Annotated in this window: 17 protein-coding genes; 12 read left to right on the forward strand and 5 right to left on the reverse strand. The window is 67.6% G+C overall.

Annotation, left to right across the window (positions count from 1 at the left end):
- Nucleotides 1-7: 7 nt before the first annotated feature.
- From QE449_RS04355 to tuf, 6 genes are all read left to right on the forward strand, one after another.
- On the forward strand, nt 8-541 hold the full coding sequence (locus QE449_RS04355; protein ID WP_307108281.1) for a DUF3558 domain-containing protein: 534 nt from the start codon (nt 8-10) through the stop codon (nt 539-541).
- Between the two features lie 14 nt (nt 542-555).
- Complete coding sequence (locus tag QE449_RS04360) at nt 556-1,056, forward strand: DUF3558 domain-containing protein (RefSeq protein ID WP_373428365.1); 501 nt, start codon at nt 556-558, stop codon at nt 1,054-1,056.
- 291 nt (nt 1,057-1,347) lie between these two features.
- Nucleotides 1,348-1,722, forward strand: a complete 375-nt coding sequence (gene rpsL / locus QE449_RS04365; RefSeq protein WP_027504614.1) for a 30S ribosomal protein S12 — start codon at nt 1,348-1,350, stop codon at nt 1,720-1,722.
- 1 nt (nt 1,723) lies between these two features.
- The gene (gene rpsG, locus QE449_RS04370; RefSeq protein ID WP_027504615.1) at nt 1,724-2,194 is read left to right on the forward strand and encodes a 30S ribosomal protein S7; all 471 of its coding nucleotides are present in this window, start codon (nt 1,724-1,726) and stop codon (nt 2,192-2,194) included.
- A 90-nt stretch (nt 2,195-2,284) separates the two neighbouring features.
- Nucleotides 2,285-4,387 (forward strand): elongation factor G, encoded by a 2,103-nt coding sequence (gene fusA / locus QE449_RS04375; RefSeq protein ID WP_027504616.1) that lies wholly within the window; start codon nt 2,285-2,287, stop codon nt 4,385-4,387.
- A 98-nt stretch (nt 4,388-4,485) separates the two neighbouring features.
- Entirely contained in the window at nt 4,486-5,676 is a 1,191-nt protein-coding gene (gene tuf / locus QE449_RS04380) for an elongation factor Tu (RefSeq protein WP_027504617.1), read from the forward strand.
- A 61-nt stretch (nt 5,677-5,737) separates the two neighbouring features.
- On the opposite strand, the gene QE449_RS04385 is transcribed toward tuf, so the two are convergent.
- Together QE449_RS04385 and QE449_RS04390 are read right to left on the reverse strand one after the other, a co-directional pair.
- Nucleotides 5,738-6,403, reverse strand: a complete 666-nt coding sequence (locus tag QE449_RS04385; RefSeq protein ID WP_307108283.1) for a hypothetical protein — start codon at nt 6,401-6,403, stop codon at nt 5,738-5,740.
- Nucleotides 6,404-6,503: 100 nt separating this feature from the next.
- Complete coding sequence (locus tag QE449_RS04390; RefSeq protein WP_027504619.1) at nt 6,504-6,788, reverse strand: hypothetical protein; 285 nt, start codon at nt 6,786-6,788, stop codon at nt 6,504-6,506.
- Nucleotides 6,789-6,901: 113 nt separating this feature from the next.
- Between QE449_RS04390 and QE449_RS04395 the strand changes: the two genes are divergently transcribed.
- The 3 genes from QE449_RS04395 to QE449_RS04405 are packed head-to-tail and all read left to right on the forward strand — an operon-like array spanning nt 6,902 to nt 10,079.
- Nucleotides 6,902-7,666 carry a glutamate racemase gene (locus QE449_RS04395; protein ID WP_027504620.1) on the forward strand — a complete coding sequence of 255 codons (765 nt, stop codon included), beginning with the start codon at nt 6,902-6,904 and terminating at the stop codon, nt 7,664-7,666.
- Nucleotides 7,667-7,716: 50 nt separating this feature from the next.
- Complete coding sequence (locus tag QE449_RS04400; protein ID WP_027504621.1) at nt 7,717-8,934, forward strand: MFS transporter; 1,218 nt, start codon at nt 7,717-7,719, stop codon at nt 8,932-8,934.
- Nucleotides 8,935-8,978: 44 nt separating this feature from the next.
- The gene (locus QE449_RS04405; protein WP_056441783.1) at nt 8,979-10,079 is read left to right on the forward strand and encodes a HoxN/HupN/NixA family nickel/cobalt transporter; all 1,101 of its coding nucleotides are present in this window, start codon (nt 8,979-8,981) and stop codon (nt 10,077-10,079) included.
- 10 nt (nt 10,080-10,089) lie between these two features.
- Here QE449_RS04405 and QE449_RS04410 read toward each other — a convergent pair whose 3' ends face one another.
- The gene (locus QE449_RS04410; RefSeq protein ID WP_307108284.1) at nt 10,090-11,592 is read right to left on the reverse strand and encodes a UDP-N-acetylmuramoyl-L-alanyl-D-glutamate--2,6-diaminopimelate ligase; all 1,503 of its coding nucleotides are present in this window, start codon (nt 11,590-11,592) and stop codon (nt 10,090-10,092) included.
- A gap of 65 nt (nt 11,593-11,657) precedes the next feature.
- Between QE449_RS04410 and QE449_RS04415 the strand changes: the two genes are divergently transcribed.
- Both QE449_RS04415 and QE449_RS04420 read left to right on the forward strand, forming a co-directional pair.
- Entirely contained in the window at nt 11,658-12,167 is a 510-nt protein-coding gene (locus QE449_RS04415; protein WP_197027738.1) for a GNAT family N-acetyltransferase, read from the forward strand.
- Nucleotides 12,164-12,910: a GTP pyrophosphokinase family protein gene (locus QE449_RS04420; RefSeq protein WP_081821128.1), complete on the forward strand. Its 747-nt coding sequence runs from the start codon at nt 12,164-12,166 to the stop codon at nt 12,908-12,910. Before QE449_RS04415 ends, QE449_RS04420 begins: the two co-directional genes overlap by 4 nt.
- Here the strand turns inward: QE449_RS04420 and QE449_RS04425 are convergent.
- Both QE449_RS04425 and QE449_RS04430 read right to left on the reverse strand, forming a co-directional pair.
- A complete protein-coding gene (locus tag QE449_RS04425) occupies nt 12,884-14,470 on the reverse strand; it encodes an NCS1 family nucleobase:cation symporter-1 (RefSeq protein ID WP_307108285.1) in 1,587 nt (528 codons plus the stop codon). The genes QE449_RS04420 and QE449_RS04425 overlap by 27 nt on opposite strands.
- 133 nt (nt 14,471-14,603) lie before the next feature.
- Nucleotides 14,604-15,305, reverse strand: coding sequence for a GntR family transcriptional regulator (locus QE449_RS04430; protein WP_056441789.1), 702 nt, complete (start codon nt 15,303-15,305; stop codon nt 14,604-14,606).
- 437 nt (nt 15,306-15,742) lie between these two features.
- On the opposite strand from QE449_RS04430, the gene mftF reads away from it, so the two are divergent.
- Nucleotides 15,743-17,149: a mycofactocin biosynthesis glycosyltransferase MftF gene (mftF, locus tag QE449_RS04435; protein ID WP_307108286.1), complete on the forward strand. Its 1,407-nt coding sequence runs from the start codon at nt 15,743-15,745 to the stop codon at nt 17,147-17,149.
- The last annotated feature ends 108 nt before the right edge of the window (nt 17,150-17,257 follow it).

Genomic DNA, 17,257 nt, shown 5'->3' on the forward strand with positions numbered 1-17,257 from the left:
TGCCGCCATGAACTCCGTGCGGTGGGCCGGCGTGGCAGCAGTGGTGCTGCTCGGGCTCACCGGTTGCGGATCCGACTCCGACGCCGCCACCGACGACGCGCCGTCCACGTCCGCGTCGCAGGGACCCGGCCCGTTCTTCGGCGTCTGCGGCGGTCTGTCCGACGAGGAGGTCCGCACTGCGTTCGCCGTGCCGTCGTTCGCGATCGTGACCCGCAACTCGGTGGGCTGCGAGTGGGAGGTGTCGGGTCCGACCGGCCCGTCTGTCAGCTTCTCCTGGTACCGCGGGAGCCCGATCGGGCGTGAACGCATGGGGTCGGAACTGATCGGCCGACCGGCAGCGGACATCGAGATCGAGGGCAAGCCCGGGTTCGAGGCCAGGTCGGAGAACGCGACGGGCGAGACCTATCTCTGCGAGAACGGATTGCAGTACGGAGACGACTTCGTGCACTTCTCGGTGATGTACGCGGACAGTGTTCCGACGGCCGATCCGTGCGCTGTCGCACGGGGCCTGCTCGAGACGGTTGCGGAGCGTGCGCAGTGAGGAAAGTCGTTCCGATGCTGGCCGGCGCCGCGCTGGTGCTGAGTGCGTGCGGCACCACCATCGAGGGTCGTGCGGTGGCCGAGGGAATCGATACTGACGGCGGCGAGTTCCGCTCGCTCCTCGAGGAGTGCGACACGGTGACTCCGGAGCAGATCGCCGACGTCGTGGGCGGCGACGCCATCGACCAGGGCTTCATCGGGGCCATCTGCCGGTGGGACCTGACCGGCCCGGGCGGCGCGGTCAAGGTGACGTTCGACTGGTTCGAGACGGGGTCGCTCGCGGCCGAGCGCGAGGTGAACGAACGTTTGGGGTGGACGGTGAGCGACGTCGAGGTGTCCTCGCGGAAGGCCCTCGAGATCCGTCAACCGGACGATCCGGCATCGTGCGGCGTGGCGGCGCAGTCGCCCGATTCCGGGGTCATCGGCTGGTGGGTGCAGTATCGGCCGGGGAACCCGACCGACCCCTGTGAGTCGGCCACGCGGTTGATGCAGCTGTCGCTCAATCTGTCGGCGTGACGACGGAAGGGTGAACTCCTGTACCCGATGCAGGGGCGTTTTGACCATCAGGCGCGCCGCCGGGTACCGTTACAGGTCGTGCCCGGCCCAGCCGGTACGTCTGTGTGCCTATGCGAGGTACAGCCGTGTTCGAGTTCACCATCGAGCAAGAACCGCGGCTGCCGTGTGGGGGTATGCGACACACCCGACCGCGGGGTGCACGAAGCCCGCGGAAGCACTACTGGGTGAGGGGCAGCGTTCTCTTGCCCCAACTGCTAGATCCCTGTTTCTCGACACGAAGAAAGCCGGTTCATGCCAACAATCAACCAGCTGGTCCGCAAGGGTCGCACCGACAAGGTCGCGAAGCTGAAGACCGCTGCCCTGAAGGGCAGCCCGCAGCGCCGTGGTGTGTGCACTCGCGTGTACACCACCACCCCGAAGAAGCCGAACTCCGCGCTTCGTAAGGTCGCTCGCGTCCGCCTGACCACGTCCGTCGAGGTCACCGCCTACATCCCCGGTGAGGGCCACAACCTGCAGGAGCACTCCATGGTGCTCGTGCGCGGTGGTCGCGTGAAGGACCTCCCGGGTGTCCGTTACAAGATCATCCGTGGCTCGCTCGACACGCAGGGCGTGAAGAACCGCAAGCAGGCTCGCAGCAAGTACGGCGCCAAGAAGGAGAAGAGCTGACATGCCACGTAAAGGCCCAGCACCCAAGCGCCCGCTGATCAACGATCCCGTCTACGGTTCGCCGCTGGTCACCCAGCTGGTCAACAAGATCCTGCTGGACGGCAAGAAGTCGACCGCGGAGCGCATCGTGTACCAGGCTCTCGAGCAGGCACGCGAGAAGACGGGCACCGATCCCGTCGTGACGCTCAAGCGCGCACTGGACAACGTCAAGCCGGCCCTCGAGGTCCGCAGCCGTCGTGTCGGTGGCGCCACCTACCAGGTTCCGGTCGAGGTTCGTCCGGGCCGCTCCACCACGCTGGCTCTGCGCTGGCTCGTCTCGTTCTCCCGCGCTCGTCGCGAGAAGACGATGGTCGAGCGTCTGGCCAACGAACTCCTCGATGCCAGCAACGGTCTCGGCGCAGCAGTCAAGCGTCGCGAGGACACGCACAAGATGGCGGAAGCCAACAAGGCATTCGCGCACTACCGCTGGTGATCGCGTCTCGGGGGCGCCGGGAAACATCCGGCGCCACCCGAGCGTTGAACCTTCGACTCACTTCTTCCAACACCAAGGCGGGATGAATTCGTGGCACAGGACGTGCTGACCGACCTGAACAAGGTCCGCAACATCGGCATCATGGCCCACATCGATGCCGGTAAGACCACCACTACCGAGCGCATCCTCTTCTACACCGGTATCTCGTACAAGATCGGTGAGGTCCATGACGGCGCAGCCACCATGGACTGGATGGAGCAGGAGCAGGAGCGTGGCATCACCATCACGTCTGCTGCCACGACGTGCTTCTGGAACGACAACCAGATCAACATCATCGACACCCCCGGGCACGTCGACTTCACGGTCGAGGTGGAGCGTTCGCTCCGCGTCCTCGACGGTGCCGTCGCCGTGTTCGACGGCAAGGAGGGCGTCGAGCCCCAGTCCGAGCAGGTGTGGCGTCAGGCCGACAAGTACGACGTGCCGCGCATCTGTTTCGTCAACAAGATGGACAAGCTCGGTGCGGACTTCTACTTCACCGTGCAGACCATCAAGGATCGCCTCGGCGCCAAGCCGTTGGTCATCCAGTTGCCGATCGGCGCCGAGGACAGCTTCGAGGGCATCGTCGACCTGATCGAGATGAACGCGAAGGTCTGGCGCGGAGAGACGAAGCTCGGCGAGACCTACGAGACCGTCGAGATCCCCGAGGAGCTGAAGGAGCGGGCCGAGCAGTACCGCACCGAGCTGCTCGAGACCGTCGCCGAGTCCGACGAGGCACTGCTGGAGAAGCACTTCAGCGGTGACGAGCTGACCATCGACGAGGTCAAGACCGCGATTCGCAAGATGACGGTCAACTCCGAGCTGTACCCGATCCTGTGCGGTTCCGCGTTCAAGAACAAGGGCGTCCAGCCCATGCTCGACGCGGTCATCGACTACCTCCCGTCCCCGCTCGACGTCGCCGAGACCATCGGTCACGCCGTGGGCGACGAGGAGAAGGAACTCACCCGCAAGCCGTCCGCCGACGAGCCGTTCGCGGCGCTCGCGTTCAAGATCGCGACGCACCCGTTCTTCGGCAAGCTGACGTACGTGCGCGTGTACTCGGGCAAGGTCGACTCCGGCTCGCAGGTCATCAACTCGACCAAGGGCAAGAAGGAGCGTCTGGGCAAGCTCTTCCAGATGCACTCCAACAAGGAGAACCCGGTCGCGACCGCCAGCGCCGGCCACATCTACGCCGTGATCGGTCTGAAGGACACGACGACGGGTGACACGCTCTGCGATCCGCAGAACCAGATCATCCTCGAGTCGATGACGTTCCCGGACCCGGTCATCCAGGTGTCGATCGAGCCGAAGACGAAGTCCGACCAGGAGAAGCTCGGCACGGCCATCCAGAAGCTGGCCGAAGAGGACCCGACCTTCTCGGTCAAGCTCGACGAGGAGACCGGCCAGACCGTCATCGGCGGCATGGGCGAGCTCCACCTCGACATCCTCGTCGACCGCATGCGTCGCGAGTTCAAGGTCGAGGCCAACGTCGGCAAGCCGCAGGTGGCCTACCGCGAGACGATCACCAAGATCGTCGAGAAGCAGGAGTTCACCCACAAGAAGCAGACGGGTGGCTCCGGCCAGTTCGCGAAGGTCATCATCGGCCTCGAGCCCTTCATCGGCGAGGACGGCGCGACCTACGAGTTCGAGAACAAGGTTTCCGGCGGTCGTATCCCGCGCGAGTACATCCCGTCCGTGGATGCCGGCGCGCAGGACGCGATGCAGTACGGCGTTCTCGCCGGCTACCCGCTGGTGAACGTCAAGCTGATCCTGCTCGACGGCGCGTACCACGACGTCGACTCGTCCGAGATGGCGTTCAAGATCGCGGGTTCGCAGGCCTTCAAGGAAGCTGCCCGCAAGGCCGGTCCGGTCATCCTCGAACCGCTCATGGCGGTCGAGGTGATCACGCCCGAGGAGTACATGGGCGACGTGATCGGCGATGTGAACTCCCGCCGTGGCCAGATCCAGGCCATGGAGGAACGCAGTGGTGCCCGTGTCGTCAAGGCGCTGGTTCCGCTGTCGGAGATGTTCGGTTACATCGGTGACCTGCGGTCTCGCACCCAGGGCCGAGCGAACTACTCCATGGTCTTCGACTCCTACGCAGAGGTTCCCTCGAACGTCTCGAAGGAGATCATCGCGAAGGCCACCGGAGAATAGTCTCCGAAGCGGGACCCGGTACCACCGTCACACCGCACCACCCGTAAGTACATCCGTAATGCTGCATAACGCAGGCAATAACAGTCCAGGAGGACACAGTGGCCAAGGCGAAGTTCGATCGGACCAAGCCGCACGTCAACATCGGCACCATCGGTCACGTTGACCACGGTAAGACGACGCTGACGGCTGCAATCACCAAGGTTCTGCACGACAAGTTCCCGGACCTGAACGAGGCGTCGGCCTTCGACCAGATCGACAAGGCTCCGGAGGAGAAGGCTCGTGGTATCACGATCAACATCTCCCACGTCGAGTACCAGACCGAGAAGCGTCACTACGCACACGTCGACGCTCCCGGCCACGCCGACTACATCAAGAACATGATCACCGGCGCGGCACAGATGGACGGCGCGATCCTCGTCGTCGCAGCGACCGACGGCCCCATGCCCCAGACGCGCGAGCATGTCCTGCTCGCTCGCCAGGTCGGCGTGCCGTACATCCTCGTCGCGCTGAACAAGGCCGACATGGTGGACGACGACGAGATCATCGAGCTCGTCGAGATGGAGGTGCGCGAGCTCCTCGCCGCACAGGAGTTCGACGAGGACGCTCCCGTCGTCAAGGTCTCCGCTCTCAAGGCCCTCGAGGGCGACGAGAAGTGGGCCGAGTCGGTTCTCGAGCTCATGCAGGCAGTGGACGACTCGGTTCCGGACCCCGTCCGTGAGACCGAGAAGCCCTTCCTCATGCCCGTCGAGGACGTCTTCACCATCACCGGTCGCGGCACCGTCGTCACCGGCCGTATCGAGCGTGGCTCGGTCAACGTCAACGAGGATGTCGAGATCGTCGGCATCAAGGAGAAGTCGACCAAGACCACGGTCACCGGCATCGAGATGTTCCGCAAGCTGCTCGACTCGGGCCAGGCGGGCGACAACGTCGGCCTCCTCGTCCGCGGCATCAAGCGCGAAGATGTCGAGCGTGGACAGGTCGTCGTCAAGCCCGGCACCACCACTCCCCACACGGAGTTCGAGGGCCAGGCATACATCCTGTCGAAGGACGAGGGCGGTCGCCACACCCCGTTCTTCAACAACTACCGCCCGCAGTTCTACTTCCGTACCACGGACGTGACGGGCGTCGTGACCCTCCCCGAGGGCACCGAGATGGTCATGCCCGGTGACAACACCGAGATGTCCGTCGTGCTGATCCAGCCGGTCGCCATGGACGAGGGCCTGCGCTTCGCGATCCGCGAGGGTGGCCGCACCGTCGGCGCCGGTCGCGTCACGAAGATCAACAAGTAAGACCGCCTCACACCGAACGGCGCTCACCCTGCGGGGTGGGCGCCGTTCGGCGTGTGTGGGGTCAGGGCAGCACGACGACGTCCGCGGGAGAGCGCGGATCGATCTCGTAGTGGTCCTCGTACTGGCTGCTCATGCCGGTGACGCGCAGTGTCTGCCCCGCGCGGATCGCGCTCACGTCGATGCCCGTCTGCGTGTTGACGAAGACGGTGGTCTCCCCGGTCCGGTCCGCGATCGTGAACTTGTATCCGTACGGCAGATCGTCCACCACGGCGCTCGTGACGCGTCCGACGACCGTCACCAGCGACGCCTCGGTGGACTCGCCGACCACGCGGACCACCACCGGTCTGGGTGCCACCGCATCGACCGGTCCCAGCGACACGATGCTCGTCGGTCGCACCACCAGAAGTCCGGACTGGTCCGCGAGCGACCCCGTGACACGCACCGATGTACCCGGCACGACGTCGGTGGGAGCCGAGGCGCTGATGTAGATGCCGGCGGTGCGGTCCTGGATCCCGAATCCGACGTCGAGGAAGCTCGATGCGAAGGCGCCGGGCGGTGTGGTGACCGTGCCGACCACGGTGACCGTGGCGCCGGCGGAGAGAGTGCGCACCTGCGCGATGGGCGGAGCACCGCCCGGAGCGGCCGATGCAGGGGACGCTCCGAGCGTGAGTGCCACGAGGGCGGTGAGGGTCGTGCCGACAGTGCGGCGAAGGATCGTGCGTATCATGTGAGTTCCGTTTCCGCGCCGATCCCGCGTCGGCGCGCGCGCAACCCTCGTCCTCTCGGGTCGCGACGGCAACCGTGCCGAAAAGCGTTGTGACGCCGACTCACTCGACGGCGAAATCCTCCACCGTGACCACAACGGGAATCCGGACGACACGCGCGAGCGTCTCCTGGACGGCGTGGACGACGGAGTCGGGATCTCCCGGACAGCGGACCGTGATGTGCACGGCGCAGGACTCGTGCCCCACCACCACGCCCTCGATGCGTCGACCCGGCAGCAGCGTCACGGCCTCACCGAAGAGGCCGGAGTGCAGGCCGGCCACACCGGGGACCGCGAGCACCGCCGCGGCGATGAGGTCGGCCTCATCGGGCTCGAGCGGAGCGGTCATCCGCTCAGTCTGCGCTCTGTCACATTCCGACCGGCCTCCGGCCTTCCCGCATCCATCGTGGCCGCGCGCCGACGTCCGGAGGTCGGCCGGCACCGGGGCGGTAGATTGTCACCGTGAACGTCGCGCTGATCGACTCGGGCCTGGGGTCGTTGCCCACGGCAGCCCGCCTGCGTCGACTGCGCCCGTCGCTCGACCTTCATCTGTACCTCGACCCGGACAACGCGCCGTGGGGACCCAAGCCCACCGCGTGGACGGAGGCGCACGTCGTGGAGACGGCGCGGCGCGCCGTCGACGGTGGAGCCGAGGTGGTGGTGCTGCCGTGCAACACCGCCAGCGTCATCGCGCTCGACGCGACCCGCGCGGCCCTGGGGTCAACCCCCGTGGTCGGGACGGTTCCGGCCATCAAACCCGCTGCACTGCAGTGTGACTCGATCACGGTGTGGGCGACGGCGGCGACCACCGCGTCGTCGTATCAGGCGCGCTTGATCGCGGAGTTCGCGTCGGGTCGCACGGTGTCGGCCGTCGCGTGCCACGGGCTCGCCGATGCCATCGACCGTGGTGATCTCGCGGCCGTCAGCGCGGCCATCGCGTCGGCAGCGGCGCGGACGCCGGACGACGTGCAGGGCATCGTCCTGGGGTGCACCCATTATCCGCTGGTGGCGGACGAGATCATGGCAGCGCTGCCGCCGGGTGTGCGGATGTTCGACAGCGCCGAGGCCGTCGCGGCCCAGACTCTGCGCCGCCTCGACGAGGTGTCGTCGCCGCGTGAGGGACACGGGAGCGTGTCGGTGACCCTGTCGGGGCGCGACGGTTCCCTCCCCGACAGTGCGTTGCGCTTCGCGGCCGGTCGGTCGCTCGCGGTGCCCGCGACGCTCTGACGCCGTCACCGTGCGGGAATGAGGAGTCGGCGGGGGGAGTTGGACCCACGGTGACGACGACCGAGGTGCGACCCCAGTCCTGGATGACCCCCGTTCGCTCGTTCTGGGTGGTGGCCCTCGTGTTCTTCACCGTCATGGGATCGTCGGCGGCGCCGTCCCCGCTGTACCCCGTGTACCAGTCCCGATGGGGATTCGGCGCGTCGACGCTGACCATCGTCTTCGCCGTGTACGTCTTCGCACTACTCGCCGCCCTGTTGACCGTCGGGTCGCTGTCCGACCACCTCGGCCGTAAGCCCGTGATCGTGACGTCGCTGCTCGTGCTGATCGCCAGCCAGGTCGTCTTCGTGTTCGCCGACGGGGTCGGCTGGCTCATCGCCGCGCGCGTCGTGCAGGGTCTGGCGGCCGGCGCGGCCATGGGTGCCCTGACCGCCGCGATCATCGATCTGCAGCCGACCGACCGTCTCGGCCCCCTGGTGAGCTCGGTCGCACCGGCCTTCGGGCTGGGAGCAGGCGGTATCGCGGCCGGACTGCTGGTGCAGTTCGCGCCGTTCCCCACCACGCTCGTGTACGTCGTGATGATCGTCGCGCTGGTCGTCCTCACGGCGCTCGTCGTGGCAGTGCCGGAATCCGCGGTCCGGGCAGGCTTCGACGACCGTCGACACGTCGTGCGGGTGCTGACGCCGACCCTCGGGCTGCCCGTGTCGATCCGTGCCCACTTCTGGCCGGTCGTCCCCGCGCTCGTCGCGACGTGGTCGCTGGGCGGGTTCCACCTGTCGCTGGGGCCGTCCATCATGGGCACGGTCTTCGATCTCCGCGGCGCCGTCGTGGGCGGGCTGGACATCTTCACGATGTTCACGGCCGGAGCGATCGGTGCCGCGTCCGCTCGTACTCTTCTCCCGCGCACGGCCATGACCGCCGGTGCACTCACTCTCGCTGCGGGCATCGTGGTGAATCTCGTCGGGCTGCACATCGCGTCGGCGCCGCTGTACTTCGTCGGGACCGCGGTGTCCGGGTTCGGCTGGGGCGCGACGTTCCTCGGCGCGATGAGCATCATCGGCGCTCTCGCACCGCCGGAGCATCGCGGCAGTGTCTTCGCCACGACGCTCGTGCTGAGTTACCTCGCCTTCAGCGTGCCGGCCATCGTCGCGGGTGTGGCGATCCACTCGGCCGGTCTCCTCGTCACCGCGACGGTCTACGGAGCGGTCGTCGTGGCGCTGGCGTCGGGTGCCGTCACGACGACGGTGCTCCGCTCACCCGCGCGCGTCTGACCCAGCACTGCGCGGACGGGTTCCATGAGGAATATTGGTGTCCCATGACGTCTGCCGACACCGTGACCGGACGTGCGCGTTTCACGCGCGACGAGATCCCCCGGCTCCTGGGCCTGGCAGCAGTGCTCGTGGCGCTGCACGTCGTCGGGTGGGGCCTGTTCCTGCACTACGACTCGATCCCGGCGATCCACGGCCTCACCGGCGCGGACGGCACTCTCGTCTACGCGGGCGCCGGGGTGTTGGCCTACACGTTGGGCATGCGGCACGCCTTCGACGCCGACCACATCGCGGCCATCGACGACACCACCCGACTGCTGCTGCAGAAGGGCAGGCGGCCCCTGGCGGTCGGACTGTTCTTCTCGCTCGGGCACTCGACGGTCGTGTTCGCGTTCGTCGCCGCGATCGCGTTCGCCGCATCGCGCGCGACGGACTTCCGGGACGCCTTCGCGGACACCGGCGGCATCATCGGCACCCTCGTCTCCGGCACGTTCCTCTACCTCATCGCGGCTCTGAACCTGGTCGTCCTCGTCGGCATCGTGCGCATGTGGCGTGCCGCGCGGCGCGGACAGTTCTCCGACGAGACGCTCGACGATCTCCTCGCACGCAGAGGACTGCTCAATCGGATCTTCCGCGGCCGCTACGACCGGATGATCAGCCACTCGTGGCAGATGTATCCGCTGGGGCTGCTCTTCGGCCTGGGGTTCGACACCGCCACGCAGGTCGGTCTGCTCGCCGTGGCGGGCACCAGCGCCATCGCCGGTGGCCTGCCGCCGATGGCCATCATCGCGCTGCCGGTGCTGTTCGCGGCCGGCATGTCGACGATGGACACGCTCGACGGCGTCTTCATGTCCAAGGCGTACGGCTGGGCCTTCGTCACGCCGGTCCGGAAGATCTACTACAACATCACGATGACGGGCCTGTCGATCTTCCTCGCCCTCGTGGTGGGCACCGTGCAGATCCTGTCGTTGCTCGGTGAGGAACTCGGACTGTCCGGCGGCATCTGGGACGCGGTGGCCGCAGTGGATCTCACCCTGGCGGGCCAGATCGTGGTGGTCGTGTTCGTGGTGGTCTGGATCGGCTCGATCGTCTACTACAAGGCGGCGCGCATCGACGACCGGTTCGAGCGGGAGACGCCGGCGAGCTGATCCGCGGGAGTCATCGGGCGACGATCGCGTCGTGCAGTTCGGCATGATCGTCGAAGTACACGGTTTGGCTGCCGAAGTGCTGCCAGGTGTCGCTGCCTCGCCCCGCCACGACGACGGTGTCCCCGGCCGCCGCGTCCGCCACGGCGTGGTGGAATGCTGCGCGCCGGTCCGCGATCTCCACCACGCGGACGCCCCGATCACCGGACCGGGCGCCGCGGACGACGTCGGCGCGAATCGAGTGCGGATCCTCGCCGTTGGCACTCTCGTCCGTGACGACGATGTCGTCCGCGTAGGCCGCGGCGACCGCGCCCAGCTCGACGCGCTTGCCCACGTCACGGTCACCGGTCGCCCCGATGACCAGGATCAGGCGCCCCGGGGTGATGCGCCGCAGGTACGGCAGGATCGCGCGCTGGCCGGACACGTTGTGCATGTAGTCGACGAGGGCGGTGAAGTCCTGGCCGGCCGACACGGTCTCGCACCGGCCCGGAATGCTGTGCAGCGCCGAGATGCCGGCGGCCGCACGCTCCGCGTCCACCCCACCGGAGACGAGGGAGGCGAGTGCGACCAGAGCGTTCGCCACCTGGTGGGGGCCGAGAACCTGCAGTGAGAGCGGGATGTCGCCCACCGGGGTCCGGGCGAGGAATCGGGTGCGATGCGTCGTGCAGTCGATGCGATCGGCGCGGAAGTCCGCCGAAGGATCGGACACCGAGCACGTCACCGTCGGCACCGCGCACTCCGACACGAGCCGCCGCCCGTACTCGTCGTCGATCATGACGACGGCCCGTCCGGTGCGGTCAGGGGTGAACAGTGAGGCCTTGGTCCGGTAGTACTCCTCCATCGAGCCGTGGAAGTCGAGGTGGTCCCGGCCGAGATTGGTGAAGGCGGTGACGGCGAACTCCACCCCGTCGACGCGGTGCTGGGCGATGGCGTGCGAGGACACCTCGAGGGCGGCGGCCGTGCATCCGTTGTGGACGAACGTCGACAGCGTGCGTTGGAGCACCGTCGCCTCGGGAGTGGTGCGCACCGGGGCCTCGTCGCTGCCGGCGCCGCTGACCGCGACCCCGGAGATCATCCCCGCACGATGACCCGCGGCGCGCAGGCCGGCGTGGTGGAAGTGCGTCGTGCTGGTCTTGCCGTTGGTGCCCGTCGCTCCGAACACGGCCATCGACGAGGACGGGCTCCTGTGGAACCATGCGGCCAGCGGACCGACGACGACCCGCGGATCCGCGACCACGATGCTCGGCAACCGGGTGCCGGGCCGATCGCTGAGCACGGCCACCGCGCCGGCGCGCTGGGCGTCCTCCTCGAAATCGAGACCGTGCCAGCGTGTTCCGGGGAGCGCGACATACAGATCGCCGGGCCGCACCGCACGCGAATCGTCACAGAGATCGTCCACCGTGACCGGCTCGGCGGGACCTGTGACCGATCCGCCCGCGCGGTCGGCGACGTCGACGAGGGACCTCGCCCCCTGGCCACCGGCATGCCGGATCGGACGGCGGGACACGACACTCACCAGGATGCGGTACCCGAAAGTAGAACGCTCAACCACCTCTGTGCGGCACCCGGGACACTGGAGGGGTGAGCGCAGCCGACGGAGACTCCACGCAGGCCCGAGTGGTGCTGAGGACCATGCCCGACGATCGACTTCCCGAATGGGTCGAGCGCAGCCGCGGTGACTACCGCGCGGATCGCGTCCGGGCGGGTGACACCCTCGAACAGGCGACCGACAACGCCGAGCAGAGTTTCTCCGCTTACTTCCCCGACGGTCGTCCGGCTCCGCATCATCAGGTGTACGACGTGCTGGACGGCGAGACCGTGGTGGGCTCACTGTGGATCGGGCCCCAGTCGATCGCGACCACGACCGACTGGTGGGTCTGGGACGTCGCCATCGACGAGCGGTACCGGGGTCGCGGTCTCGGCCGGGCGGCGATGCTCCTGGCGGAGGACGCGGTACGGGAGAACGGCGGAACGGTGCTCGGGCTCAACGTCTTCGGCTTCAACACGGCGGCGCGTCGGCTGTACGAGTCGCTGGGGTACGACACCGCGTCCCTCCGGATGCAGAAGGTTCTCCGGAAGGACGCGCGATGAGCGTGGACGAGCCGGTGGTGTTCGACCTCACCGCGGCGCGCGACGAGTTCACCCGCTTCATGATGTCCTACCGCTTCGGCATGCAGGAGCTCACCACCAAGATCGACATCCTGAAGGACGAGTTCACGCACCTGCATTCCTACAGCCCCATCGAGCACGTGGTGTCGCGGCTGAAGACGCCGCGCAGCATCGCCGAGAAGGCCGTGCGCAAGGGGATTCCGTTGACGTTCCAGGCGATCCGCGCCGGTCTGTTCGACATCGCCGGCGTCCGGATCACCTGTAGTTTCATCGCCGACACCTATGCGGTGAAGGAGATGCTGGCGTCGCAGAGCGACATCCGAGTGCTCGAGTTCGAGGACTACATCGCGAATCCGAAGCCCAACGGGTACCGCAGTCTCCACCTCACCATCGAGATTCCGGTGTTCCTGTCCGATCGCACGGAGCACGTCTTCGTGGAGCTGCAGATCCGGACCATCGCGATGGACTTCTGGGCGAGTCTCGAACACAAGATCTTCTACAAGTACGACGGTGAGGTGCCGCAGCGCCTGCGGGACGAGTTGCGCGAGGCGGCGATGGCCGCGGGCACGCTCGACATCACGATGGAGCGACTGCACGCCGAGGTGGTCCGTCTCGGCGACGCCCGCACCGACGCCGGCCCCGACTACGAGGAGCTGTTCCTGCGCTCGCTCATGCCGGGACTGGCGCCGGATCCGCGGTCAGGCGGGGACGTTCCGCACCCGTAGCGAGGTCTTCGTCGCCAGCACCCAGTAGAGGGCGAAGCCGATGCCGCAGCCGATGAACCAGCTGTACTGCGCCGCGGTGTGCATTCCGGTGAGGGTGCCGCCCGTGAGCACGGGGAACATCGCGAAGACGGCACCGACGGCGGTGGCGATCAGCGCGGCCGGGTTGTAGCCCTTGGCGTAGTGGTACGTGCCGCTCTCGTCCATGGTGAACAGGTCGTCGACGATGACCTTCTGCTTGCGGATGAGGTAGTAGTCCGCGATGAGGATGCCGAACAGCGGTCCGATGAACGCTCCCAGGGTCTCGAGCGTGTAGTGGATGACGTCGGGATTGTTGTAGAGGTTCCACGGCGTGATGAGCACGGAGCCGACGGCGGCGATCATGCCGCCGGCGCGCCAGCTGATCTTCTGCGGGCTGACGTTGGAGAAGTCGAAGGCCGGCGAGATGAAGTTCGCGACGATGTTGATACCGATCGTGGCGATCGTGAAGGTCAACGCGCCCAACACGATCGCGAAGGTGCTGTCGATGCGCGCCACCGTCGTGACGGGGTCGGTGATGAGCTCGCCGAAGACGGGGACGGTGAGGGACGCGGTGACGACGACGAGGATCGAGAAGAGCAGGAAGTTGACGGGCAGGCCCAGGAAGTTGCCGCGCTTCACGGCGGCGTAGCTCTTTCCGTAGCGCGAGAAGTCGCCGAAGTTGAGCATCGGACCCGAGAAGTAGGAGACGACGAGCGCGATCGCGCCGAGCATGACGGGCACCGCGGCGAACCCCGTGTAGGTGACGTCGCCGAGGTTCAGGTCGATGGCGCTCCAGCCGGCTTCGTGAATCAGGTAGCCGCACAACAGGAACATGACGACGTAGACGGCCGGGCCGCAGAAGTCGATGAACTTGCGGATGGACTCCATGCCGCGCCAGAAGACCGCCGCCTGCAGGACCCACAGGAGCATGAAGCTGCCCCACCCCAGAGTGGACAGTCCCGCGAAGCCGTGGAGGTCTCGGTCCGCCCACGGACCGAGCGCCGGGAACAGCTTGATCAACACGATGTCGAGCGCGGCGGAGGCCAGGAAGGTCTGGATCCCGTACCACGCCACCGCGATCAGTCCTCGGATGATGGCGGGAACGTTGGCCCCGAGGACGCCGAAGACAGATCGACAGATCACCGGGTACGGGACCCCTGCGACCTGACTGGGCTTGGCCACCAGGTTGCAGAAGACGTAGACGATCGAGATGCCGACGAGGAGACAGACGAGCACCTGCCAACTGGCCAGTCCCAGCGCGAAAAGGCTGCCCGCGGTGACGTATCCGCCCACGGAGTGCACGTCGGACATCCAGAACGCGAAGATGTTGTACGACGACCAGGTCTGCTTCCGCAGCGGTGCGAGGTCCTCGTTGGTGAGCCGGGGGTCGTACCCCTCCTTGATCACTCCACCCCCCACCGGATGTCCCTCTGCTGTCGACCTGCCTCCGGCGCACCCGTGTGCCTCGATCAGATCGTTCACACCGGAGCGGGACCCGGGAGGCGGGTCGAACGGGCCGGTGTGCGGAATGGTGTCGGTCATCGTGTCTCCGTCGCTGGTGCGGACCGTGGTCGGTGCTGCGGAGAAGTCTGAGCCCGTTGTATTTCCGTGTCGTGACGAAACCGATATATCTCTTTACCGGCAGGTTTCCGGGTCCGGTCTGTCCGGTTCCGGCTCAGGAGAGCAGGCCGGAACCCGCCGGAAGCGTCGCGATGACGTCGTTCAGCCGCTCGTTGTGGTGCCCTGCCGCCGCCAGGAGTGCCGCCGAGTCGCGGTCGACGAACGCGCGGACCATGACGCTGTGATCGTCGTTCAACGCCGCGCGGTCCGCACCCTTCACGTGCACCATCGGTTGGACCGGCTCCGTGACGTTCCACGCGACGTCGAGCATGTGGAGCAGGCGGTACATCCGGGACGGCGCGGTGAGGGCGACGTGGAACTCGCGGCTCAACCGGTGGTAGCGCTGGGGATCGTCGTCCGCGATCGAGGATCGGAGGTCTCGCTCGATCTGTTCGGCACGGCGCCGTTCCCCGTCGGTGGCGGCCTCGGCCGCCACCGCGAGGGCGGCGTTCTCGAGCACCTCCCGAACGATGTACATCTCGCGCAGTTCCTGAGACGTCAACTGCGCGACCGTGTATCCGAGGTTGGGTCGATGCGACACCAGATTCTCGCCGATGAGGGTCTTCAGCGATTCGCGCACCGGGATGCGGCTGACTCCGAACACGTCGGCGACGTCGCCCAGGGGAATGGGCGTTCCCGGCGGGGCGTCACCCGACAGGATGACCCGGCGGAGTTCGGTGAGGATCTCCTCCTGTGAACCACCCGCGACGTCGCGGGACAGTTTCGCGAGCAGGGCCGAGCGGCGACGCGGCGGCATCGTGACCCCTTCTGCGAACCGGGACGGGACATGGCGACTCTAACCGGGGGAGTCGTCGGACGCTCGCGTGTCGCCGCATCGGTGCGACGAGAGTTGGTGAACGTTCACGTCGGCGGACGCCGGTCGATCGATGCGCTGCCGGGCAGTCGGCTCGCCTGCTCGAACTCGCGGCGCGGGCTCCCCGGTGCACGTCGATCTGCCGTGGACGATTCGGTCGGCGGCTGCTCGATCCGAGCGAACCTCAAGTCTCGCTTGACAGTCGAGACCGGGCGCGCCGACCGGTCGGGGTCACGGCGCGCCGAGCAGCGCCGATGCACGGTGCGCGCGGGGCGGGTGTCCCTCGAACGGACCACAGCGCGATTCCCGCGTCGGCGGGTGTTCGGGCCGATCCTGCCCGACTTATGACAAATACCGAGAAAGGCCCTTACGATGACCCGATGCGCGACGGTCGTCTTCCCGATGGATTCGGAGTGCGTATCGATCCTCGAGTGCGGACTCTCTCGAACGGTCGAGTTCTCCTCGGCGGATCGCCCACCAGGATGGTGATGCTGGCACCCGCCGCGGCCGCGATGATCGGCGACGGATTCCTGCGGGTGTCCGATCCCGACTCCGCCACGGTGGCGCGTCGACTGCTCGACTCCGGTGTCGCGAACCCCCGGCCGATGAGCACTCCGTCCGCCGCGGACGTGACGGTCGTGATCCCGGTCCGCGACAACCACGAGGGACTGCTGCGGCTGATGCGCGCGCTGCGTGGACTCCGCGTGATCGTCGTGGACGACGGGTCCCGCGTTCCCGTCCGGCACGCCGAGATCGCCGTGGACGAACTGTGTGCCTCGGTCGCGGTGGTGCGGCACGACGCCCCGCGGGGACCGTCCGCGGCGCGCAACGCCGGCCTCGCCGCGGCCACGACCGACTTCGTCGCGTTCCTCGACTCCGACGTGGTGCCGCGCAAGGGCTGGCTCGAAGTCGTCCTCAGTCATTTCTCCGACCCCTCCGTCGGGCTGGTCGCTCCGCGCATCGTGGCGCTCGAGCCGGAGGGCAGTGCGCTCGCCCGCTACGAGCGCGCACGGTCCTCCCTCGATCTCGGTCGCCGGGAGGCCCCGGTGTTCGCGGGTGGCCCGGTGTCGTACGTCCCCAGTGCGGCGGTCGTCGCCCGGCGACGGGCCGTGCTCGACTGCGGAGGCTTCGACGAGGCGATGCACGTGGCCGAGGACGTCGATCTGTGCTGGCGACTGCAGGACGCGGGATGGCGCCTGCGGTACGAGCCGGTGGCCCGCGTCGCCCACGATCACCGCGTCACTCTGCGAAAGTGGTTCGGCCGCAAGCTGTTCTACGGTACCGGTGCCACCGAGCTGGCCTCCCGCCACCACGGGAAGGTGCCGCCCGTGGCCATGGCGCGGTCGACCCTGCTCGCACTGCTGCTGGCCGCCTCGGGGACGCGTGCGGGCATGGTCGGTGCGCTGGTCACGCTGATCACCACGGTGGTCCGCCTACGGCGCCTGTTCGTCGATCTGGATCACCCCACTCGCCTCGCCGCGGTGTTCGCGGCACGCGGAACCGTCGGGGGCGCTCGGCAGTTGGCCTCCGCGGCGGTGCGGCACTACTGGCCGGTCACGCTGGTGGCCGTGCTGTTCTCCCGGCGCATCCGACGTCTGGCGCTGGCCATCGCGGTGGCGGAGGGTGTGCGGGACTGGGTCGAGCACCGGGAGCCGGGCGGCCTCGGTCCGGTGCGCTACGCGGCGTACAAGCGCATCGACGACGTCGCCTACGGCACCGGGCTCTGGGTGGGCGCCGTGTCGCACCGCGACCCCCGTGCTCTGGTGCCGCGTCTCGGCAACCAGTAGTCCGCGCCACCCGCTCTGTGAGCTGGGTTACAGTGGAGGCCGGTCGAGTGTGCCGATCTGCCGGGCGAGCTGTTGACGGAAGCGGGGTCTGTGGTGACGGTCAATCCG

Source organism: Rhodococcus sp. SORGH_AS_0303 (assembly GCF_030819335.1).
Lineage (GTDB): Bacteria > Actinomycetota > Actinomycetes > Mycobacteriales > Mycobacteriaceae > Rhodococcoides.

Bases quoted from the DNA above. Each gene is read 5' to 3' on its own strand.
- rpsG (WP_027504615.1), top strand. From the start codon at position 1,724: ATGCCACGTAAAGGCCCAGCACCCAAGCGCCCGCTGATCAACGATCCC.
- QE449_RS04430 (WP_056441789.1), bottom strand. From the start codon at position 15,305: ATGCCGCCGCGTCGCCGCTCGGCCCTGCTCGCGAAACTGTCCCGCGAC.
- QE449_RS04420 (WP_081821128.1), top strand. From the start codon at position 12,164: ATGAGCGTGGACGAGCCGGTGGTGTTCGACCTCACCGCGGCGCGCGAC.
- QE449_RS04405 (WP_056441783.1), top strand. From the start codon at position 8,979: ATGACGTCTGCCGACACCGTGACCGGACGTGCGCGTTTCACGCGCGAC.
- QE449_RS04425 (WP_307108285.1), bottom strand. From the start codon at position 14,470: ATGACCGACACCATTCCGCACACCGGCCCGTTCGACCCGCCTCCCGGG.
- mftF (WP_307108286.1), top strand. From the start codon at position 15,743: ATGCGCGACGGTCGTCTTCCCGATGGATTCGGAGTGCGTATCGATCCT.
- QE449_RS04390 (WP_027504619.1), bottom strand. From the start codon at position 6,788: ATGACCGCTCCGCTCGAGCCCGATGAGGCCGACCTCATCGCCGCGGCG.
- rpsL (WP_027504614.1), top strand. From the start codon at position 1,348: ATGCCAACAATCAACCAGCTGGTCCGCAAGGGTCGCACCGACAAGGTC.
- QE449_RS04355 (WP_307108281.1), top strand. From the start codon at position 8: ATGAACTCCGTGCGGTGGGCCGGCGTGGCAGCAGTGGTGCTGCTCGGG.
- QE449_RS04385 (WP_307108283.1), bottom strand. From the start codon at position 6,403: ATGATACGCACGATCCTTCGCCGCACTGTCGGCACGACCCTCACCGCC.
- QE449_RS04360 (WP_373428365.1), top strand. From the start codon at position 556: ATGCTGGCCGGCGCCGCGCTGGTGCTGAGTGCGTGCGGCACCACCATC.